The 15,020-nt window shown below is 76.1% G+C and carries 12 protein-coding genes; 9 read left to right on the top strand and 3 right to left on the bottom strand.

What is annotated here, in order from left to right:
- Positions 1 to 359 precede the first annotated feature (359 nt).
- A complete protein-coding gene (locus J4709_RS05585) occupies positions 360 to 908 on the top strand; it encodes an AAA family ATPase (protein ID WP_208237639.1) in 549 nt (182 codons plus the stop codon).
- Between the two features lie 30 nt (positions 909 to 938).
- Here the strand turns inward: J4709_RS05585 and J4709_RS05580 are convergent, their stop codons facing one another.
- Complete coding sequence (locus J4709_RS05580; protein WP_208237637.1) at positions 939 to 1,649, bottom strand: TetR/AcrR family transcriptional regulator; 711 nt, start codon at positions 1,647 to 1,649, stop codon at positions 939 to 941.
- Between the two features lie 124 nt (positions 1,650 to 1,773).
- On the opposite strand from J4709_RS05580, the gene J4709_RS05575 reads away from it, so the two are divergent.
- On the top strand, positions 1,774 to 2,787 hold the full coding sequence (locus J4709_RS05575) for an ATP-binding cassette domain-containing protein (RefSeq protein WP_208237635.1): 1,014 nt from the start codon (positions 1,774 to 1,776) through the stop codon (positions 2,785 to 2,787).
- Entirely contained in the window at positions 2,784 to 3,623 is an 840-nt protein-coding gene (locus tag J4709_RS05570) for an ABC transporter permease (RefSeq protein WP_208237627.1), read from the top strand. The genes J4709_RS05575 and J4709_RS05570 overlap by 4 nt, the downstream gene beginning before the upstream one ends.
- Before the next feature lie 49 nt (positions 3,624 to 3,672).
- On the opposite strand, the gene J4709_RS05565 is transcribed toward J4709_RS05570, so the two are convergent.
- Positions 3,673 to 4,215 carry a GNAT family N-acetyltransferase gene (locus J4709_RS05565; RefSeq protein WP_208237625.1) on the bottom strand — a complete coding sequence of 181 codons (543 nt, stop codon included), beginning with the start codon at positions 4,213 to 4,215 and terminating at the stop codon, positions 3,673 to 3,675.
- Positions 4,212 to 5,291: a ribosome small subunit-dependent GTPase A gene (gene rsgA, locus J4709_RS05560; protein WP_232383009.1), complete on the bottom strand. Its 1,080-nt coding sequence runs from the start codon at positions 5,289 to 5,291 to the stop codon at positions 4,212 to 4,214. Before rsgA ends, J4709_RS05565 begins: the two co-directional genes overlap by 4 nt.
- 326 nt (positions 5,292 to 5,617) lie before the next feature.
- Here rsgA and J4709_RS05555 point away from each other — a divergent pair, with 326 nt between their 5' ends.
- From J4709_RS05555 to J4709_RS05530, 6 genes are all read left to right on the top strand, one after another.
- Entirely contained in the window at positions 5,618 to 6,859 is a 1,242-nt protein-coding gene (locus J4709_RS05555; RefSeq protein ID WP_208237623.1) for a hypothetical protein, read from the top strand.
- Positions 6,860 to 6,944: 85 nt separating this feature from the next.
- On the top strand, positions 6,945 to 7,682 hold the full coding sequence (locus tag J4709_RS05550) for a response regulator transcription factor (protein ID WP_208237621.1): 738 nt from the start codon (positions 6,945 to 6,947) through the stop codon (positions 7,680 to 7,682).
- Between the two features lie 65 nt (positions 7,683 to 7,747).
- Positions 7,748 to 9,202 carry a sensor histidine kinase gene (locus J4709_RS05545; RefSeq protein WP_208237619.1) on the top strand — a complete coding sequence of 485 codons (1,455 nt, stop codon included), beginning with the start codon at positions 7,748 to 7,750 and terminating at the stop codon, positions 9,200 to 9,202.
- A 90-nt stretch (positions 9,203 to 9,292) separates the two neighbouring features.
- Positions 9,293 to 10,627: a bifunctional glycosyltransferase family 2/GtrA family protein gene (locus tag J4709_RS05540; RefSeq protein ID WP_208237617.1), complete on the top strand. Its 1,335-nt coding sequence runs from the start codon at positions 9,293 to 9,295 to the stop codon at positions 10,625 to 10,627.
- Complete coding sequence (locus J4709_RS54510; protein ID WP_208237615.1) at positions 10,627 to 12,819, top strand: mannosyltransferase YkcB-related protein; 2,193 nt, start codon at positions 10,627 to 10,629, stop codon at positions 12,817 to 12,819. The genes J4709_RS05540 and J4709_RS54510 overlap by 1 nt, the downstream gene beginning before the upstream one ends.
- Positions 12,820 to 12,837: 18 nt before the next feature.
- On the top strand, positions 12,838 to 14,961 hold the full coding sequence (locus J4709_RS05530) for an ArnT family glycosyltransferase (RefSeq protein ID WP_208237613.1): 2,124 nt from the start codon (positions 12,838 to 12,840) through the stop codon (positions 14,959 to 14,961).
- The last annotated feature ends 59 nt before the right edge of the window (positions 14,962 to 15,020 follow it).

Below are 15,020 nucleotides of genomic sequence, written 5' to 3'. Positions count from 1 at the left end.
GCATTACCGTGGCCGCTTCGACACCTTGCGCGCCCGCGCCGGCCTATGGTAATTCCCGGCCGGGAACGGAACGTGCTGCGTCTTTAACGCAGCACCCCGCGCCCCATGAGTTCCTGCCGTGCGCCCGGCGCCCCGCGCCGGGGCCGATACTCCCCGCGCGCGTGGCCGGATCCGGACGTGGAATTCTCACCGAACCCGTCGCCCGACCCGACATGCGGCGTCCCCGGGCGCAAACGGACCCCGCCGCGGCCGCCCCCGGCGCCGGACCGGGCGGGAGCGGAAACCCGGTCGCCGGTGACGCCCTCGCGGGCGTAGCGTGGCCGGCGGGCGCGGCACCCACCGACCGCGCGGGGGAGCGGATGACGGATCGGGAACGCGGGACGGTCACCGTGCTGACCGGGCCGTGCGGCGCGGGCAAGAGCACCGTCGCCCGGCTGCTCGCCGCGCGGCTCGCGCCGAGCGTGCGGCTGCACGGCGACGACTTCTTCGCCTTCATCGCCCAGGGCGCCGTCCCGCCCTACCTGCCCGAGGCCCAGCGGCAGAACGAGACCGTCGTCGCCGTCCAGGCCGCCGCGGCCGCCGGATACGCCGAAGGCGGCTACCACGTGGTGTTCGACGGCGTCGTCGGCCCGTGGTTCCTCGACCCGTTCCGCCGCGCCGCCGCGGACGCCGGCGTCCCCCTGCACTACGTCGTGCTGCGCCCGCCCCGCGACACCGTCCTGGCCCGCGCCACCGGCCGCGGGCCAGGCGCGCTCACCGACCCCGGGCCCGTCCTGCGGATGTTCGAGGAGTTCGCCGACCTCGGCGACCACGAGCACCACGTCCTGGACTCCGCGGCGCTCACCCCCGAGCAGACCGCCCGTGCCGTCGCCGACGGGCTCGCCTCCGGCGCCTACCGCCTGCCCTGACCCCGGGCCGGCCGGCGCCGCGCGCGGGCGTCACAGGCGGGAGGCGATGCAGTCCAGGACGCGCTCCAGCCCGTAGGCGAACTGCTCGTCGGGCTCCATGTGCGGCAGCGCCGCGTCCTTCACCACCCGGGCGAACATCGGGTGCTCGCCGGCGTCGAGCAGCTGCTGGACGTAGGGGGAGCTCTGGCGCATCAGGTCCTGCATCGTCATTCCCGTGCGGCGCCGCTCGCGCTCCCGTTCGATCTCGGCGCGGACGGTGGTGAGGACGTAGCCGTTCAGCATGGTCACCAGCGTGATGATGTCGTCCACCGGGATGCCGACGTCCAGCGCGCCGAAGGCGAACTCCAGGATCCGCAGCTGGTTCGGGCCGAACGTCGGGCGGGCGCGGTGCAGGTCGGCCAGCCACGGGTGCGCCAGCCACACCTCGCGGGTGTTGCGGGCGACCAGCGCCAGGTCGGCGCGCCAGTCGCCGCTCGGCCGGTCCGGGATCCCCAGGGCGCCGATGACGTGGTCGTACATCAGCTCGATCAGGTCGTCGCGGGAGGGGACGTAGCGGTACAGCGACATCGCGCCGGTGCCGAGCTCGGCGGCGATCCGCCGCATCGACGCCGCCTCCAGCCCGTCGGCGTCGGCGACCCGCACCGCCGCCTCGGTGATCCGCGCGCGGCTGTAGGCGGGCTTGGGCCCCCGCCCCTGCCGTTCGGGGACCGCGAAGATGCTGACCGCCTCCACGTCCGCCACCGTGCTCCCTCCGCCGCCCGCGGGAGCGGCCCGGCCCGTCCCACGCGTCTGGTTGCGTACATCGTACTCGGTTGTCTACCCTGACGTCATCCAACCGCGTACGGCGTACCCAATGGAGGCGAAGATGCCGGACGAACCGATCGTGTCGGCCGAGGCGCTGCACAAGCGCTACGGCGACACCAAGGCCCTGGACGGCCTCGACCTGGCCGTCGCCCCCGGCACCGTCTGCGGGCTGCTCGGCCCCAACGGCGCCGGCAAGACCACCGCCGTGCGGATCCTGGCGACCCTCGCCGACGCCGACTCCGGCCGCGCCCGCGTCGCCGGCCACGACGTCGCCGCCGAACCCGACCGGGTCCGCGCCCGCATCGGCCTCGCCGGGCAGTACGCCGCCGTCGACGAGAAGCTCACCGGCCGCGGCAACCTGCGCATGTTCGGCCGCCTCTACCACCTGCCCCGCCGCGAGGCCCGCCGCCGCGCCGACGAGCTGCTGGAGCGGTTCGGGCTGATGGAGGCCGCCGACCGGCAGGTGCAGGGCTACTCCGGCGGCATGCGCCGCCGCCTCGACCTGATCACCAGCCTGATCCTGCGGCCGCAGGTGCTGTTCCTCGACGAGCCCACCACCGGCCTGGACCCGCGCAGCCGCGGCGAGATCTGGGACGCCGTGCGCGGCCTGGTCGCCGACGGCACCACCGTGCTGCTCACCACCCAGTACCTGGAGGAGGCCGACCGGCTCGCCGACGACGTCGTCGTCATCGACCACGGCCGCGTCATCGCCGGCGGCACCCCCGACGAGCTCAAGGCCTCCATCGGCGACCGCCTCGACGTCGCCCTCGCCGACCCCGCCGACGCCGGCGAGGCCGCGAAGGTCCTGGCCCGCCTCGCCGGCGCCCACCCCGCCCTGGAGGGCGCCCGCCTCACCGTGCCGCTCGCCCGCGGCGCCGTCCGGCTCGCCGACGTCGTCCGCGAACTCGACCGCGCCGGCGTCACCGCCGAGGACGTCGGCCTGCGCCGCCCCACCCTCGACGAGGTGTTCCTGCGCCTCACCGGCCGCGACACCGAACCCGGACCCGGACCCGACGCCGGACCCGGTGAGCCGGCCGGCGCCGGGCCGCGCGAGCAGAAGGAGACCGTCCGATGACCGCCCCCGCCCTCACCGCCCGCCCGCCGCTGCCCGAGCGGCTGCGCTGGGCCGCCGCCGACGGCCTCACCCTCGTCGGACGCGAACTGTCGCGGCTGCGCCAGGAACCCGGCGAGCTGATCGCCGCGCTGATCTTCCCCGCCGTGATGGTGGTGCTGTTCGGGTACGTGTTCGGCAGCGCCATCAAGGTCCCCGGCGGCGGCAACTACCGCGAGTACCTGATGCCCGGCCTGTTCGTCATGGTGTCGTTCACCTCCGTCATGGCCGTCACCCTGCGGGTCGCCACCGACGCCTCCCGCGGCGTCATGGACCGGTTCCGCTCCATGCCGATGGCGCGCTCGGCCGTCCCGTTCGGGCAGGCCGGCGCCGACCTGATCCACGGGATCCTCGCGCTGGTCATCATGGCCGCCACCGGCCTGATCGTCGGCTGGCACGCGCACCGCGGCCTCTGGCCCACCGCCGAGGCGTTCCTGCTGCTGCTGCTGATGCGGCACGCGCTCGGCTGGGCCGGCTGCTACCTCGGGCTGGTGGTGCGCAACGAGCAGACCGCCGACCAGTTCGTCCCGCTGGTGTTCCCCGTCACCATGCTGTCCAACTCCTTCGTCCCCACCGGCGGCATGCCCTCCTGGCTGCAGGCCATCGCCGACTGGAACCCCGTCAGCGCCGCGACCGCCGCGTCCCGGCAGCTGTTCGGCAACCCCGGCGCCCCCACCGGCGGCCGGGACCTCGCCTGGCCGCTCGCGCACCCCGTCACCGCGACGCTGCTGTGGTCGCTCGCGCTGATCGCGGTGTTCGCGCCGCTGTCGGTCCGCACCTTCCAGCGGCGCGGCCGGTGACCCGGCACGGGCCGCGCCCCCGCCTCACGCGGGGGCGCGGCCCGCACGCTCACACCCCGAAGGGCGTCGCGTACTCGATCACACCGGACGGCACCGCACCGGACGGCACCGCACCGGACGCCCCGGCACCGGACGGCCCGTCCAGCACCAGCGCCATCAGCGCCTCGTCCGGCACCTCGAACGCCGCCGAGATCCCCAGCGACGACGCCCGCACGAACCCGAACCGCGGATAGTAGGCCGGATGCCCCAGCACCACCACCAGCCGCTCGCCCCGGCCCGCCGCCGCGGCCAGCGCCGCGCGGACCGCCGCGCCGCCCGCACCGCGCCGCTGGTACTCCGGCAGCACCGCCACCGGCGCCAGCGCCAGCGCGTCCGCGCCGCCGACCCGGCACCGCGTCAGCAGCGCGTACCCGGCGACCCGCCCGGCCGGGTCCTCCGCCACGAACGACAGGCCCGGCAGCCACGCCGCGTCACCGCGCAGCGCGTCCACCAGATCGGCCTCCTCGGCGGTCGGGAACGCCGCCTCCACGACCCGGCGCACCGCCGGCCCGTCCGCCGCCGTCTCCGGCCGCGTCGCCCACGTCCCGCTCACTTGCCGTACCCCCGCTCCTTGTACATCCGCCGCTGCCACCGGCTCACGGCCTTCCACTTGTCGCGCTCCTCGGCGCGCAGCCGCGCGTCCGACCGCGAGGCGATCCACGCGTTCTCCCGCAGCAGCTTGCGGTAGCTGTCCAGGCGCCGCTGCGGCAGCGACCCGTCCGCCACCGCCGCCAGGACCGCGCAGCCCGGCTCGCTCATGTGCGCGCAGTCACCGAACCGGCAGCCCTCGGCGAGGTCCTCGACGTCGGCGAACGCCCGCCGCAGCCCGTCGGCGGCGTCGAACAGCCCCACGCCCCGCAGCCCCGGCGTGTCGATCAGGACCCCGCCGCCCGGCAGCGGCAGCAGCTCCCGCCGCACCGTGGTGTGCCGGCCCTTGCCGTCGGACTCGCGGACGGCGCCCGTGGCGAGCACCTCGCCGCCCAGCAGCGCGTTGCCGAGCGTGGACTTGCCCGCACCCGACGGCCCGACCAGCACCACCGTGCCCGACAGCACCGCCGCGACCACGTCGACGCCCGCGCCGGTCGCGGCGCTGCACGCCACCACGTCCACGCCCGGAGCGGCCGAAGCGACCTCCGCCTCGGTGTCGGCCGGCGACGCGGCCCGGTCGGCCTTGGTCAGCACCACCACCGGCCGCGCGCCGCTCTCCCAGGCCAGCGCGAGCAGCCGCTCGAGCCGCCCGAGATCGGGATCGGGCGCCGGCACCGCGATCGCGACGGTGTCGACGTTGGCGGCCAGCACCTGGCCGCGCGAGTCCCGCGCCGCCGACGACCGGACGATCGCGGTGCGGCGCGGCAGCAGCGCCGCCAGCACCGGACGCCCGTCCGGGCCGTCCGGGCGCAGCGCCGCCCAGTCGCCCGTGCACGGCGCCGCCGCGGGATCGGCCGGTGCGGCGAGCGGCCCGGCCGACGCCCGGCCCGGACCCGACTCGGTCACCACGTCGCACAGGCCGCGGTCGACGGCGGCGACCCGCGCCGGCACCAGCCCGGCCGCGCGGTGCGGAAGGAAAACCTGCTCCAGGGTCTCGTCCCAGCCGTAGCAGGACAGGGGAGACCCGTTGAAAGAAGACAACGGAATGGAACCCTTTGGATGAAGGGGCCCCGGCGAGCGCGCCGGACGAAGCGGACCGGGGTCAGCCGGAGGCCCGGGAGATGAGGACGATCTGGCTGCTGCGCGCAGCAGCGACCGCAACGACGGCCATGCGACCTCACCCCCCTTTCGGTTCCGGCGCCCACTCTAGCCGCCCGCCCCGCACCCGGGCCACCCGATTAACGGCGCGCCCCCTCGCGCCGCGCCGCCGCCCCGCGGCCGCCGCGAAGGGGAGGTCCGGGCGAAGGGGAGTGGTTTGGGTAAACGGAAAGTATGGTGATTTCAGGCGGCGGACCGTGATGGGGGGCGTGACCGTGGACGAAAGGGACCGGCGGGACGAACGGCCGCGCGACCGGGAAAGCGGCCCCGACCGCGACCCCGGACGTGCTTCGGAACGTGCCCGGGAACGCGACCGCGACCGGCAGCGGCGCCTCGCCGAGCGCGCCGACCAGGCCGCCGCCGAACGGCTCGAAGAGCTGTGGGACGGCCTCGCGCCCGTCGCCGGAGGCGCCGCCCGCCTCGCCACCACCGTCAGCGGACCCGTCCGGCACGCCGCCCGCGACGCCGCGTCCCTCGCCGCCGCCCGCATCGTCGAGCAGATGGCCGGCACCCCGGTGATGCGCGCCGTGGAGAAGGCCGCCCGCGACACCGCCGTCAAGGCAGCGTCGGCCGCCGCGGAGAAGGCCGTGCGGGAGGCCCGCGCCGCCGCCGAGGCCAACCCCGCCACCGCGCCCGCCGTCGAGGCCGCCACCGCCGCGATGACCCTCGCCGAGCAGGCCGCCCAGCACCCCATGGCCGTCGCCGCGCGCCGCCTCGCCGCCCGCCACCCCCTGACCCGCGCCGCCACCGCCACCGCCCTGGACATGGCGGGCCGCACCATGACCACCGCCGCCGCCTCACCCGCCGTGCAGGCCGCCACCCGCGCCGTCGTGGACGCCGCGATCGACGCCGTCGCCGACGCGGCCGTCGACGCCGCGCTGCTCGCCGGCCGCGACATCGTCGGACGCGTCGTCCGCGAGACGGCCCGCGAGACCGCCCGGGACCTGGCCGCCGCGCTGCGCGACCGCGCCCGAAGCTCCGCCGAGATCACCGCGATCGCCGCCGAGCTCACCCCGATCGCGGGCGCCGCCGTCGGCGCCGGCCGCGACCTGGCCGAACGCACCGGCGCCCGCGACGCCGCCCGCTCCGCCGGCGGGCTGCTGGCCGCCGCCGCGGGCGGCGCGTTCGCCCGCACCGCCCGCGACCTGGCCGTCCGCGCCGCCGCGCAGGCCGCCACCGCCGCGATCGAGGCGGTGATGGCCGAACTGCTCCGCGAAGCCCTCAAGCTCGCGATGAAGGACGTGCTGCGCGACATGGTCCTGGACGTCGCCCGCGACGTCGTCGTCGACGTGGCCCGCACCACCTGGACCACCGCCGCCCGGCCTCCCGCGCGCACCGCCGCCCGGCCCGCGCCCGGGCCCGTCGTCGTCCGCGCCACCGCCGAACCCGCGGCGGGCGGGGACGCCTGGGCGGATGTCACCGACGACGTCGGCGGCGCCCCGCCCCGCTGAACGCCCCCTCAGAACTTTCTGAAAGATCCATGAGAAACCCCGGCCGCCGGACCGGCCCCCCACCGGCGGTGTTTACCGTGTGTACATGGAGCCCGGCACCCCGCAGGCGGCGCCCGCCGCCCGGATACTGATCGTCGACGACGAGCCCGCCGTCCGCGAGTCGCTGTCCAGCAGCCTGCAGTTCGAGGGCTACCGGGTCGCCGAGGCCGCCGACGGCGTCACCGCCCTGGAACGCGTCGAGGCCGACCGCCCCGACCTGGTCGTGCTGGACGTGCTGATGCCCCGCATGGACGGCCTCACCACCTGCCGCCGGCTGCGCGCCGCCGGCGCCACCATGCCGGTGCTGATGCTCACCGCCCGCGACATGGTCGGCGACCGCGTCACCGGCCTGGACGCCGGCGCCGACGACTACCTCGCCAAGCCCTTCGAGCTCGACGAGCTGCTCGCCCGCGTCCGCGCCCTGCTGCGCCGCACCGCGATCAACGCCGACACCGCCGCCGGCGCCCGCCGCGACGACGTCCTGGCCTTCGACGACCTGCGGATGGACACCCTCACCCGCGAGGTCGCCCGCGGAGGCCGTCCCCTCGCCCTCACCCGCACCGAGTACATGCTGCTGGAGATGTTCCTCACCCACCCCCGCCAGGTCCTCACCCGCGAGCAGATCCTGGAGACCGTCTGGGGCTTCGACTTCGAACCCGCCTCCAACTCCCTCGACGTGTACGTGATGTACCTGCGGCGCAAGACCGAGGCCGGCGGGATGCCGCGCCTGGTGCACACCGTCCGCGGCGTCGGATACGTCCTGCGGACGGCGGCGTCCCCGTGACCGCCGGGCGGCGCCCCGGCGACGCGCGCGCGCCCGAGCGCCCGCAGGCGGCGCGGCGGTTCCGGATGACACGGCGACTCACCTTGCGCGCCCGGATGGCGCTGCTCACCGCCACCGCCGTCGCGCTCGCCGTCGCCGTGTGCGCCGCCGCCGGTTGGTACCTCACCCGCAACCAGCTGTACCACGAGCTGGACCGGCGCCTCGGCGCGTTCACCGCCGGGCCGCCCGGCCCCGGCGGGCCCGGAGGCCCCGGCGCCCCGGGCCGCCTGCAGCGGATGCTGCCCGAACTGCAGGAGGCGCTGCGGTACTGCCGGTCCGCACCCACCAGCAGCGGCACCGACGGCCACCTGCCCGGCCCCTACGAGATCACCCAGGTCGTCGACGCGCAGGGCCGCGCCTGCACCGTCCCCGACGCCGGGTCGCTGAAGGTCACCGCCGCCGACGCCGCGGTCGCCCGCGGCGACAGCACCCGCGCGCTGCACGACGGCACCGGCGTCAACGCGAGCGGCAAGAGCGAGGACGTGCGGATCCTCACCTACCCCGTGCAGGCCGCCGGCGGCACCTTCGCGGTGTCGGTCGCGATCTCCCTGGACGAGGTCGAAGGGCCGCTGGACAACCTCGCGCTGCTGCTGGTCGCCGTCACCGCCCTCGGCGTGCTGGTGTCGGCCGGCGCCGGCCTCATGATCGCCCGCGCGTCGCTGCGGCCCGTCGACGAGCTGACCGGCGCGGTCGAGCACATCGCCCGCACCGAGGACCTCGGCACCCGCATCCCCGCCGAGGGCACCGACGAGATCGCCCGGCTCAGCCGCTCCTTCAACGCCATGACCGGTGCGCTCGCCGCGTCCCGCGAACGCCAGCAGCAGCTCATCGCCGACGCCGGCCACGAGCTTCGCACCCCGCTGACCAGCCTGCGCACCAACATCGACCTGCTGCTGCGCGCCGAGGCCACCGGACGCGACCTGCCCGCCGCCGCCCGCCACAACCTGCTCGTCAGCGTCAAGGCGCAGATGCAGGAGCTGTCCAGCCTGGTCGGGGACCTGCTGGAGCTCGCCCGCCCCGACGACGCCGAACCCGTCCACCAGACCGTCGCGCTGCACGACGTCGTCGACCGCGCCGTCCAGCGCGCCCGGCTCCGCGGCCCCGGCCTGACCGTCCAGGCCGGCACCGAGCCCTGGTACGTGCAGGGCGACCCCGCCTCCCTCGAACGCGCCGTGGTGAACCTGCTGGACAACGCCGTGAAGTTCTCCCCGCCCGCCGGGACCGTTACCGTCCGGCTCACCGCCGGGGAGCTGACCGTCCGCGACCACGGGCCAGGCATCCCCGCCGCCGACCTGCCGCACGTGTTCGAACGGTTCTGGCGGTCGCCGTCGGCGCGCAGCCTGCCCGGCTCCGGGCTCGGCCTGTCGATCGTCGCCCGCGTCGTCGGCGAGATGGGCGGCAGCGTCGACCTCGAACCCGCCGAAGGCGGCGGCGCCCTGGCCCGCGTCCGCCTCCCCGGCACCGCCGCGCCCCGCGACTGAACCCGCCGCGCCGCGACCGGACCCGGTTTCTCATACCGCGTTAATCAACGGCTCAGGGCCTTCCCACACCCGCGCCCGAACCTCGGTCCCATGAGTCACCTTGTCACCGAACGGGGCACGCCCGCCGGGCCGCCCCCGCCCGCGCACGACCACGGCGGGCGGGGCGGGCTGGTCGAGGTGGTCGTCCCCGTCTACAACGAGGAACGCGTCCTGGCCGCCAGCGTGCGCAGGCTGCACGCCTACCTCGCCGACACCTTCCCCTACCCGTTCCGCATCACCGTCGCCGACAACGCCAGCACCGACGGCACCTGGCGGGTCGCGCAGGAACTGACGGCGGCGCTGGACCGCGTCCACGCCGTCCACCTGGACCTGAAGGGACGCGGCCGGGCCCTGCGGCACGTGTGGGGCACCAGCGACGCCGACGTCGTCGCCTACATGGACGTGGACCTGTCCACCGACCTGGACGCGTTCCTGCCGCTGGTCGCGCCGCTGATCTCCGGGCACAGCGACCTGGCGATCGGGTCGCGGCTCACCCGCGGGTCCGCCGTCGTGCGCGGCCCCCGCCGCGAGGTCATCTCCCGCTGCTACAACCTGCTGCTGCGCACCGCCCTCGCCGCCCGCTTCTCCGACGCCCAGTGCGGTTTCAAGGCCGCCCGCACCGAGATCGTGCAGGCGCTGCTGCCGTCGGTGGAGGACGAGGAGTGGTTCTTCGACACCGAGCTGCTGCTGCTCGCCGAACGCAACGGGCTGCGCATCCACGAGGTCCCCGTCGACTGGATCGACGACCCCGACTCCCGCGTCGACGTCGTCCGCACCGCCCGCGACGACCTGCGCGGCATGGCCCGCGTCGCGCGCCGCATGCTCACCGGCGCGTTCCGCGCCCCCGTCGGCCGACGCCGCACACCCGCCGCCGCCGGCGCCGCGGACCTGCCCGCCGGGATGGCGCGGCAGCTGCCCGCCTTCGCCGTCATCGGCGCCGTCAGCACCGTCGCGCAGCTCATCCTGTTCGTGCTGCTGCGGCTCGCGATGGGCCCGCTGTGGGCGAACGCGCTGTCGCTGGTGGTCACCACCATCGCCAACACCGCCGCCAACCGCCGCTTCACCTTCGGCGTCACCGGCACCCGCCGCGCCCTGCGCCAGCAGCTCGAAGGCGGCGCCGCGTTCCTGCTCGGCCTCGCCCTGTCCACCGGCGGTCTGGCGCTGCTGCACGCCGCCGCGCCAGGTGCGTCCCGCGCCGTCGAGGTCGGAGCGCTCATCGCCGCCAACGCCGTCGCCACCCTGGTGCGGTTCCTGCTGATGCGCGCCTGGATCTTCCACCCCCGCCGCCTCGGGGACCGCACGCACGCCCCCGGCACCCGCACCGGCGACACGATCTCCGGGGACGGCCGCGCGCCGGCCGCCGAGGAGACCGGAGGAACCCGCTGATGGCACAGACGATCCCCGCGCCCGCCGCGCGCACCGCCGCGCCGCAACGCCACGGGCGGCTCCGCCGGATCCTGCTCGGCGCCCCCGGCGACCCCGCCTGGTCCCGCCCCGCACTCTGGGCGGTACTGGCCGTCGCCGCCGCCCTGTACGCCTGGGACCTGACCTCCGGCGGCTACGCCAACTCCTACTACTCCGCCGCCGTCAAGAGCGGCTCGCAGAGCTGGAAGGCGTTCTTCTTCGGCTCCCTGGACGCCGGCAACTACATCACCGTCGACAAGCCGCCGATGGCGCTGTGGGCCCAGGAGCTGCTCGCCCGCGTCATCGGGTTCGGCACCCCGGCGCTGCTGCTCCCTCAGGTCATCGAAGGCGTCGCCGCCGTCGCGATCCTGCACGCCACCGTGCGCCGCGCGTTCGGGCACCCCGCCGCGCTCATCGCCGCCGCCGTCCTGGCGCTCACCCCGATCACCGTCGCGATCGACCGCGACAACAACCCCGACACCCTGCTGGTGCTGCTGCTGGTCGCCGCCGCATGGGCGTGCCAGCGCGCCGTCGAGACCGGGCGGCTGCGACCCCTGCTGCTGTCGGCGTTCCTGATCGGCTGCGGCTTCAACACCAAGATGCTGCAGGCGTTCCTCGTCGTCCCCGCCTTCGCGCTGGTCTACCTGATCACCGCGCGGCCCCCGATCGTGCGGCGGCTGCTTCACCTGCTCGCCGCCGGCGCCGCCCTGGCCGTGTCGTCGGCGTGGTGGATGCTGATCGTCGACGCCGTCCCCGCGCGCAGCCGCCCCTACATCGGCGGCAGCACCGACGGCACCGTCTGGGACCTGGTCATCGGCTACAACGGCCTCGGCCGCGTCTTCGGCGAGAACAACGGCCCCGGCGGCGGACGCGGCGGACCCGGCGGAGGCGGCGCCTCCTTCGGCGGCCAGGCCGGCGCCGGACGGCTGTTCAACGACATCGTCGGCGGCCAGATCTCCTGGCTGATCCCGTTCGCCGTCATCGCGCTGGCCGCGTGCCTGGTGCTGCTGTGGAAGCGGCCCCGCACCGACCTCGCCCGCGCCGCGCTGCTGCTGTGGGGCGGCTGGCTCGCCGTCCACTATGTCATCTTCAGCTTCGCCGAAGGCACCTTCCACCCCTACTACACCACCGCGCTCGGCCCCGCGATCGCCGCGCTCACCGGCGCCGGAGCCGTGCTGCTGTACGGCGCGGGGCGGGGCGCCGCCCGCGGGTCGTGGGTGTGGCCGCTGGTGCTGTCGGTCGCGATCGCCGCGACCGGTGCCTGGGCGTTCACGCTGCTGAACCGCACCCCGTCCTGGCATCCGTGGCTGCGCTGGACGATCGCCGCCGCGGCCGTCCTCGCGGTCGCCGGGCTGCTGCTCGGACGGTTCGTCCCCCGCGCCGGAACCCGCGCGGCCGTCGCCGGGGCGGTGTTCGCCGTCGTCGCGGCGCTGGCCGGGCCGGGTGCGTACGCGGTGTCGGCCGCGTCCACCGCGTCCAACGGCACCAACCCGCAGGCCGGGCCGTCCACCGGCTTCGGCGGCCCTGGCGGGATGCGCGGCATGCCCGGCGGCGCCAGGGGCGGCTTCCCCGGCGGGCGGATGCCCGGCGGCGCCCCGGGCGGTGCTCCCGGCGGGCAGATGCCCGAAGGCTTCCCCGGCGCCGCACCCGGCGGGCAGAACTCCGCCGGACAGGGGCAGGACGCCCGGCCCGGAGGCGGGCAGATGCCGTGGACGCGCGGCGACCGCTCCCAGCGGCCCGGCGGCGCACGCGGCGGCTTCGGCGGCGGCGGCCCCGGCGGCGAGGCCGACAGCAAGATGATCACCTACCTGGAGAGGAACCAGGGGGACGCGACCTGGCTGCTGGCGGTCTCCAGCGCCCAGTCCGCGAGCTCGATCATCCTCAGCACCGGACGGCCCGTCATCGCGATGGGCGGCTTCACCGGCAGCGACCCCGCCATGACCGTCGCCAAACTGCAGGAGTACGTCAAGGACGGCAAGCTGCGCTACATCCTGCTCGGCGGCGGCATGGGCCCCGGCGGCGGGAACGCGTCCGTCACCGCCTGGGTGCAGAAGAACGGCACCCTGGTCAAGCGCGCCGAGTACGGCGGAACCACGTCGTCCGGCAGCTCCTCGTCGTCCGGTACCTCCTCGTCGTCCGGCTCCACCGGCGCCCAGCTGTACAAGCTGGGCTGACCCCTGGGATATCCACCGATGACCTCCACGATCCAGGCCTCCCCGCCCGCCCACCGCACCCCGGGCGGGTGGGGAGGCCGTCCCCGCCGGCTCCTGCGCCGCCTGTGGCGCGGACCCGCCGCCGACCCCGCGTGGGCGCGGCCCGCCCTGCTCGTCCTGCTCGCCGCGACCGCCGTGCTGTACCTGTGGGGCCTCGGCGCGTCCGGCTGGGCCAACGCGTTCTACTCCGCCGCCGTCCAGGCCGGCGCGACCAGCTGGAAGGCGTTCTTCTTCGGGTCCTCCGACGCCGCGAACGCCATCACCGTCGACAAGACGCCCGCCGCGCTGTGGCCGATGGAGATCGCCGCGCGGATCTTCGGGGTGAACTCCTGGAGCATCCTGGTCCCGCAGGCGCTGATGGGCGTCGCGACCGTCGCGACCGTGTACGCGGCGGTCCGGCGCCGGTTCCCCGCCTGGGCGGGACTGCTGGCCGGGGCGGCGCTCGCGCTCACCCCGGTCGCCGCGCTGATGTTCCGGTTCAACAACCCCGACGCGCTGCTGGTGCTGCTGCTGACCGCAGGCGCCTACGCGATGATCCGCGCGCAGGAGAACGCGAGCACCCGCTGGCTGCTGGCCGCGGCCGCGTGCGTCGGCACCGGGTTCCTGGCCAAGATGCTGCAGGCGTTCCTGGTCGTGCCGGTGTTCGCGCTGGTCTACCTGGTCACCGCGCCCGCGCCGGTGCGGCGGCGGCTGTGGCAGCTGGTCCTCGCCGGCGCCGCGCTGATCGCGTCGGCGGGCTGGTGGGTGCTGGCCGTCGCGCTGGTGCCCACCTCGTTCCGCCCCTACATCGGCGGATCCCAGCACGACTCCGTCCTGGAACTGGCGCTCGGCTACAACGGGATCGGCCGCCTCAACGGCGACGAGACCGGCGGGCTGGGCAACCTCAACCAGGACGCCGGGATCGGCCGGATGTTCGGCGCCGCGATCGGCGGCCAGATCTCCTGGCTGCTGCCCGCCGCGCTGGTCCTGCTGGCCGCCGGGCTGTGGGTCACCCGCCGCGCGCCCCGCACCGACCCGGCCCGCGCCGCGCTGCTGGTGTGGGGCGGGTGGCTGCTGCTGACCGGCGCGGTGTTCAGCGAGATGCAGGGGATCTTCCACGAGTACTACACCGTCGCGCTCGCCCCCGCGATCGCCGCGCTCGTCGGCGCCGGCGCCGCGCTGCTGTGGGAACGGCGCCGCACCACCGAGGGCGCCGCGTTCCTGTCGGTGTCGGTCGCCGTCACCGCCGTGTGGGCGTACGTGCTGCTGGGCCGCAGTCCCGGCTGGCACCCCTGGCTCGGCCCGGCGATCGTCGCGGCCGGTCTGGTCGCGGCCGCCGCGCTGGCGGGCGTCCGGCTGCTGCGCGGCCCGCTGCTGGCCGCCGTGCTCGTCCTCGCGGCAGCCGCGTCGCTCGCCGGGCCCGCCGCGTACGCGGTGGACACCGCCGGCACCGCGCACACCGGCTCCATCGTCACCGCCGGTCCCCGCACGTCCGGGGGCTTCGGTCCCGGACGCGGCGGCCCGGGCGGCGGACGCGGGCCCGGCCGCCCCGGCGGCGGCTGGAACCGGGGCCAGGGGTTCGCCCCGCCACAGGGCGGCGGGCAGCCCGGACCCGGCATGGCCGGCGGCCCCGGCCGCGGCTTCACCGGCCAGAACGGCAACGGGCAGGGCGCGGTCCGCGGCGGAGCGCCGGGCGGGTTCGGCGGCGGACGCCCCGGCGGCGGCACCGGCGGCGCCGGCGGGCTGCTGGACGCCGGGACGCCCAGTGCGCAGGTCACCGCGGCGCTCAAGGCCGGCGCCGCGTCCTACACCTGGGCCGCCGCGGCGGTCGGGTCCAACACCGCCGCCGGCTACCAGCTCGCCACCGGCGAGCCGGTCATGGCGGTCGGCGGCTTCAACGGCACCGACCCCTCCCCGACCCTCGCGAAGTTCCAGCGGCTCGTCCGCCAAAAGAAGATCCACTACTTCGTCGGCGGCGGGACCATGATGGGCCGCGGCGGCAGCGGCAGCGGCAGCGACGACGCCCAGAAGATCAGCGCATGGGTAGCCGCGAACTTCACCGCCGCCTCCGTCGGCGGCACCACCCTGTACGACCTGTCGGCCGGCGCGTCCGCGGCCGGGTGACCCGCGCCACAGGACCCGCCGCCGGCCGTGATGTACTCGGAAGGAGACCGCAGCGACCC

The organism is Actinomadura violacea, assembly GCF_017573465.1.
Classification (GTDB): domain Bacteria; phylum Actinomycetota; class Actinomycetes; order Streptosporangiales; family Streptosporangiaceae; genus Spirillospora; species Spirillospora violacea.
This window is presented reverse-complemented; position numbering and strand designations above follow the sequence as displayed.

Excerpts from the sequence above, each read along its gene's own strand:
- J4709_RS05585 (WP_208237639.1), top strand. The coding sequence starts at position 360 with ATGACGGATCGGGAACGCGGGACGGTCACCGTGCTGACCGGGCCGTGC.
- J4709_RS05575 (WP_208237635.1), top strand. The coding sequence starts at position 1,774 with ATGCCGGACGAACCGATCGTGTCGGCCGAGGCGCTGCACAAGCGCTAC.
- J4709_RS05570 (WP_208237627.1), top strand. The coding sequence starts at position 2,784 with ATGACCGCCCCCGCCCTCACCGCCCGCCCGCCGCTGCCCGAGCGGCTG.
- J4709_RS05550 (WP_208237621.1), top strand. The coding sequence starts at position 6,945 with ATGGAGCCCGGCACCCCGCAGGCGGCGCCCGCCGCCCGGATACTGATC.
- J4709_RS05545 (WP_208237619.1), top strand. The coding sequence starts at position 7,748 with ATGACACGGCGACTCACCTTGCGCGCCCGGATGGCGCTGCTCACCGCC.
- J4709_RS05540 (WP_208237617.1), top strand. The coding sequence starts at position 9,293 with ATGAGTCACCTTGTCACCGAACGGGGCACGCCCGCCGGGCCGCCCCCG.
- J4709_RS54510 (WP_208237615.1), top strand. The coding sequence starts at position 10,627 with ATGGCACAGACGATCCCCGCGCCCGCCGCGCGCACCGCCGCGCCGCAA.
- J4709_RS05530 (WP_208237613.1), top strand. The coding sequence starts at position 12,838 with ATGACCTCCACGATCCAGGCCTCCCCGCCCGCCCACCGCACCCCGGGC.